4 protein-coding genes and 1 pseudogene are annotated in these 4,755 nt (G+C 51.4%); all 5 read right to left on the bottom strand.

What is annotated here, in order from left to right:
* Window positions 1–140 precede the first annotated feature (140 nt).
* The 5 genes and pseudogenes from ACESQ2_RS28310 to ACESQ2_RS28290 all read right to left on the bottom strand — a co-directional run bounded on the left by ACESQ2_RS28310 (window position 141) and on the right by ACESQ2_RS28290 (window position 3,758).
* The gene (locus ACESQ2_RS28310) at window positions 141–1,697 is read right to left on the bottom strand and encodes a sensor domain-containing diguanylate cyclase (RefSeq protein ID WP_048293778.1); all 1,557 of its coding nucleotides are present in this window, start codon (window positions 1,695–1,697) and stop codon (window positions 141–143) included.
* Between the two features lie 346 nt (window positions 1,698–2,043).
* Window positions 2,044–2,259 carry an MbeD family mobilization/exclusion protein gene (locus ACESQ2_RS28305; protein ID WP_048293776.1) on the bottom strand — a complete coding sequence of 72 codons (216 nt, stop codon included), beginning with the start codon at window positions 2,257–2,259 and terminating at the stop codon, window positions 2,044–2,046.
* Between the two features lie 6 nt (window positions 2,260–2,265).
* Window positions 2,266–2,757, bottom strand: a complete 492-nt coding sequence (locus ACESQ2_RS28300) for an MbeB family mobilization protein (RefSeq protein WP_048293775.1) — start codon at window positions 2,755–2,757, stop codon at window positions 2,266–2,268.
* Between the two features lie 370 nt (window positions 2,758–3,127).
* Window positions 3,128–3,445 (bottom strand): annotated as a pseudogene (locus tag ACESQ2_RS28295) (nuclease); the annotation flags it as partial.
* Window positions 3,435–3,758: a MobC family plasmid mobilization relaxosome protein gene (locus ACESQ2_RS28290; protein ID WP_177897834.1), complete on the bottom strand. Its 324-nt coding sequence runs from the start codon at window positions 3,756–3,758 to the stop codon at window positions 3,435–3,437. The gene ACESQ2_RS28290 and the pseudogene ACESQ2_RS28295, both read right to left, overlap by 11 nt.
* Window positions 3,759–4,755: the final 997 nt, after the last annotated feature.

The raw sequence follows: 4,755 nt of genomic DNA, 5'->3' as shown, positions 1-4,755 counted from the left end.
CCGTTGGTAGCGGTGGTTTTTTTGTTTGCAGGGCATGAGATTACGACGACATCGAAGGGATAACAAGAGGATCCGCTTCTTGAACCCCCCTCCCCACAAAAAAAACGGCACACTAGCGCGTAAAGCGTCATCAAAAAAACTCAAATAGCGCTATATACAATCACTTTATTACGCCCCTCTCTCTTAGCTTGATAAAGAGCATCGTCAGCATTTTTCAGCAAAAAATCGATCCCACCAAGAGGATCATCTTGTGTTGCCACACCAGCAGATACGGTGACACGCAAGTTATTAGGGAAAACAGTACGTTCAATAACACTCCTAATACGCTCCGCAACACACTCCGCTGTTACCACAGATGTATTCGGCAGAAAAACAACAAACTCTTCTCCACCAAACCGACAAATAATATCTTCACTACGGCAACAAGACTTAATAATCTGAGCCAAAGAAACAAGCACCTCATCTCCGACCCCATGCCCGAAACTGTCATTTATCTCTTTAAAAAAATCAACATCAATAGCAATAACTGAAGCTCCTGCCCCATACTTGTTATTCTGTATTTTAGTTGAAAACCCCAATCTATTGTTCACGCCGGTAAGGGGATCTTTAAGCGCCACCTCATTTAAAGAATCAACCCTTTCCATCATTACCTTAACATGCGTAAAAAGTGCCTTTTTAAGTCGATCAGCTTCGGCATACCAAGCATTGATAGCTTTAATATAAACTAGCGAAGCTCCTATATCTTTAGCATTGGTAGATATAGCAAGCTTTTCTAAAGGAAGTGAAATACTGGAGGCAATGAAATATGAAATAAGTGAAAACACAATAATTATTATAATTAGCAGAACAAGTACACTTTTAGCATAAGCAATAAGAATAGTAGTCACACTGTCAGCACGACTATAAACCAACACATTCCAAGCAGTATTTTTCATACTAGCATAACCAAGAAGATATCTATGCCCCGAAGAAAAAAATGCCCCCTCACCTCTATCAGACGCAGTTAACTTTGATTTCAAATCATCAGACATAACCATAGGCCGATCAACAGCACTTTTATCGTTATTAAAGATCACATTCCCATCATCACTAACAATGCTAATTTCAGTGTTGTTCTTGAAAAAATGCCTGCTCAAAACATCGCTAAATAAACTATGTTTTTTTAGATATATAGACCCACCGACATACCCTATGTAATTGCCACCCTTATCATAAATAGGATGTGACAACAAAATAATCAAATTCCCAGTAACTGATTTGAACGGTGAAGATATGAATGGTTTCTTTTCCTCAATCGCCAATTTGCTGGCACTTGAATTCAAGCGGGTACCAACTAAATCAAGAGATTCTGGCGAAGTCGCCAGAACAACAGCATCATTACTAACAACAAAAACTGAATTAAACATACCAGACTGCAATCTTAACCTATCCGCCTCATCTTTAAGTGAGTCAATATCATTAGTTGATTTTATTTTTTTTGCTCCATATGCTAATTCACCTTGAGCCATTTCAATATAACCACTCATTACATCTGACATTTTCAAAGCGTACGATGAATTAGCATAAAGCAAATCTTTTTCTATATTTTCGCGCTGAAAAACCATAATAACGGCAATCAGAAAAATAGAAGTTAACAAAATCCCACCAACGGACAAGGTTATGACTATCGGACGAAGGTGAGGCTTTTTAATTCTCATAAAAATACACTCCATATAATAAAAAATGCCGCATTTACCATAACATCCCTTGCCCGCACCCCCGCAGGGCCCTTCAGCGCGAATGCGGCGTCAGCCCGCTAAAACCGGCAGTAAACTCCCCGGCAAACCGCGCAGCCTGTGCCTGAAAAATTTCACCCGAATGCATAGCCATGCGGCCGGGTGAATGGATCAGGCTTTGGGCGCAGATGCCCGCCGAAAGCCCCGTTTTATCCGGTTTGTTACAGCGACGGACCGTCATACGTCCGCTGCCGCTGCGATCGTTCCAGCTCCAGCGCTTTATGATGCTGCGCTGCCCGCTCCTGCTGCCGGTGTGCTTCAATCGCGTTCAGCCTTTCGACAACCAGCTTAGTTGCTCGCTCAAACTCTGCACCTGCCTGCTCAAGCCCGTGACGCGCTCGCTCAGCGCCGCGTTCTCCCGTTGCATAAGACCAGACATCGTCCGCCATTCCGCGAAGGCGTTCTCCCACTCGTCCAGCCTTTTCGAGTAGTCCTGCTGTAGCTGCTCTAATGCGCTCAGCAACTGTTTTTCCAGCTCTGTCATACACAGTCACCCCTGTTTCAGCAGAACCCAGTTCGTCCCCTCGTAGGGAATTATTTGCGGTTCCGTTCCTTTCGGCATGCTCAGGAACCGGCGGCCGTCGCTGGATTCCTGATAAGTCACGCCCCACGTTCTCGCGTTCAGCTTCTCCAGAGCGTCCTTCTGCTCCCGGATGCTCATGTAATTGTCGAGCATCTGCTGCCCCTGCCACCACAGAATGCCCGCGCTCGACGCTATCAGCAGCGCGGACACCAGGACGATGGTCAGCCACGTCTGGCTGACCATGCGCACCATGCCTTTCGTGCGCTGGCTCATGGCTGAGGACAGCTTCCGGTCGTGGTCGAGGATGGCGGCGCTGATTCTCTTCTCGCTTTCGTTCAGTTCCGCTCTGACAGACTTCTCGTGCTCGCTGAATGCGGCTTTCAGCATCTCGCCGGTAGTCTGCTGCTGCGCTTTCGATTTCTGCTCTAAGTCCTTCGCCAGCGTTAAAAGACTGTTCATAGATGGCTCCCTTCAGTCGGATGTTTCGCCCCCCGTCCGGGTCGGCAATGCTGATGCTGCTTTTCGTGGTGCGCACCACCTCGAAACCTGCGTTTTCCAGCGCCTCTGTAACGTCCTGCCGCGTTTTCAGCTCCCCGGATGAGGCAAGGGCAAGCAGACCGCGCGTAATCGCCTGGGCTGCCTCCTGCTTCGCTTCCGGCAGCGCGGAAGGCGTGACCAGCGCCCGCCGGTTTTCCGGCGCGTTCGGGTCGTGCAGCCCCAGCCTGCCGTTCACTATGGTCTGCCAGGCATCAATGCGCGGACGGTCGGCGCGGTCGTAATACGGCTGGAGACGTCTGCCGGTCAGCAGCTCCGTGTTCGGGATCAGGAAGTTCAGCTCCAGACGCCCTTTGTCCTGGTGCTCAACCCACAGCACGCTGTACTGGTCTTTATCGAGTCCGGGCATCAGAACCCGCTCAAAGCTCGCCATCAGCTTTTCGCGCTGCCCGGGCGGCAAATCCTGCTCGGCAAAGGACAGGACGCCGGATGTGTACTTTTTGGCGTAAGGCGAGGCGTCGATAAGCTCACGGACTTCCTCCGGCTTCCCCTGCAGAACGCTGGCGCCGTCGCGCTGCCGGTCTTTTCCCAGCAGATAATCCACCGGACCGGCGCCACCGCCGCGCCCTCTGGGATGAAATTTAACGATCATCATCAGCCCCCTTTTCCAGCACGGCGTGCCGCAGCCGCTCGAGTCCGGCATCAATGGCCATCAGTGCGGCGACAACCTGCACGCGATCGTGCCCGGTACCGCCACCGGCATTAACCTGCCGGGCAATCTGGTTGAGGTTGTTACCCATGCCGGCGAGCTGACGAAGCAGCGCCGGCGAGATCGAAGGAAGTTTGCCGGCACGAGCGGGCTTCTCGTCCAGGCACGTCTGGCGCATCCAGGCTGCGAGCTGTTTACCGTCGCAGCGCTCCAGCAGTCGACGGTGCTCATCCTCGGTAACCCACATCGTGAGCATTTTGCTGCGTTTGTCTGCCAATCCGGCCTCCTGATAACGCCGGGACGGACGGGAAATCTTTTCCCGGTCGGCACGGTGTTGGACAAGCCGCAGGCGCGTCAGTGGCTTTTAGCGGGTTTCGGGGCGCAGCCCTGAACCAGTCACGTAGCGCTAGCGGAGTGTATACTGGCTTACTATGTTGGCACGGATGCGAGTGTCAGTGAAGTGCTTCATGTGGCAGGAGAAAAATGCAGCAGCGGAGCGTCAGCAGAATATGTGATACAGGATATATTCCGCTTCCTCGCTCACTGACTCGCTGCGCTCGGTCGTTCGGCTGCGGCGAGCGGTACCGGCTTACAGGCGGGGCGGAAATTTCCTGGGAGATGCCAGGAAGAAGCTTAACAGGGAAGCGATAAGGCCACGGCGAAGCCGTTTTTCCATAGGCTCCGCCCCCCTGACAAGCATCACGAAATCTGACGCTCAAATCAGTGGTGGCGAAACCCGACAGGACTATAAAGATACCAGGCGTTTCCCCCTGGTGGCTCCCTCGTGCGCTCTCCTGTTCCTGCCTTTCGGTTTACCGATGTCAATCCGCTGTTATGGCCGCGTTTATCTCATTCCACGCCTGACACTCGGTTCCGGGAAGGCAGTTCGCTCCAAGCTGGACTGTATGCACGAACCCCCCGTTCAGCCCGACTACCACGTTGTCCCGGTAACTATCATCTTGAGTCCAACCCGGAACAGACACGAAAAATCGCCAGTGGCGGTAGCCATTAGTAAGAGGATTCACGGAGCGGAGTAGTAGAGTGTTCTACAGAGTTCTTGAAGTGGTGGCCTGACTGCGGCTACACTGGAAGGACAGTTTTGGTACCTGCGCTCCGTGAAAGCCAGTTACCTTCGGAAGAAAGAGTTGGTAGCTCTTGATTCCGGCAAACGAACCACCGTTGGTAGCGGTGGTTTTTTTGTTTGCAGGGCATGAGATTACGACGACATCGAAGGGATAACAAGAGGATCCGCT

The sequence above is a fragment of the Klebsiella sp. Q11 genome, assembly GCF_964241505.1.
Taxonomy (GTDB): Bacteria; Pseudomonadota; Gammaproteobacteria; order Enterobacterales; family Enterobacteriaceae; genus Klebsiella; species Klebsiella michiganensis.
Note: the sequence above shows the minus strand (reverse complement) of the source record. Positions and strands in the feature narration are given on the sequence as shown.